The organism is Cellulomonas sp. P4_H12, from assembly GCF_056400905.1.
Map to the genome: position 1 here is coordinate 1 of NZ_JBFUKJ010000079.1, position 713 is coordinate 713.

Sequence of the window (713 nt, forward strand, 5' to 3'; positions counted from 1 at the left end):
CGGCACCGCCATCGCGCTCGACCACTCCGTGCAGATCTTCGGGGCCGAGCACTTCAGCCGCACCGTGCACGACTGGAGTTGTTCGGCGGCCCCGGTGCACGACCCGATGACCGGGCAGATCATCGGCGCGATCGACATCACCGGTGGCCCCCGGGTCGCGGTGCCGGAGGTGCTGGCCCTGGTCCGCGCCACGGTCGCCGCAGCGGAGTCCGAGTTGCGACTGCACCTGCTGAACTCACCCCGGCTGCTCGGCGCGGGACCTCCGCGCCTGCAGGTCCTCGGGTCCGAGCGGCCCACACTCGTCCGCGACGGCGACCGGGTGACCCTCTCGCAGCGGCACGCCGAGATCCTGCTGCTGCTCGCCGACCGGCCGGAGGGCCTGAGCACCGACCAGCTGGCGATGCTGCTCGACGAGTCGGACCTGGACTCGGTGACCGTGCGGGCCGAGATGTCCCGGCTGCGCAAGGTGTTCGGCGCGCAGGGCCTCGGGTCGAGGCCGTACCGACTGCTCACCGACCTGGTCTCGGACGTCGGGGAGGTGCGGCGCGCGCTCGGCCGGGGCGACGCGGCGGCGGCCCTGGCCGCCTACCGCGGGCCGGTGCTGCCGGGTTCGGTCTCACCCGGCGTCGAGGACATCCGTGAGCAGCTGCGCAGCGGAATGCAGGCAGCCCTGCTGCGCGGCGGGGACGCCGCGCTGCTGGCCCGCTGGACGT

General features: G+C 74.2%; 1 pseudogene. It reads left to right on the top strand.

The window, feature by feature from the left end:
- A pseudogene (locus AC1DQC_RS19835) lies at window positions 1–713 on the top strand (transcriptional regulator); the annotation flags it as partial.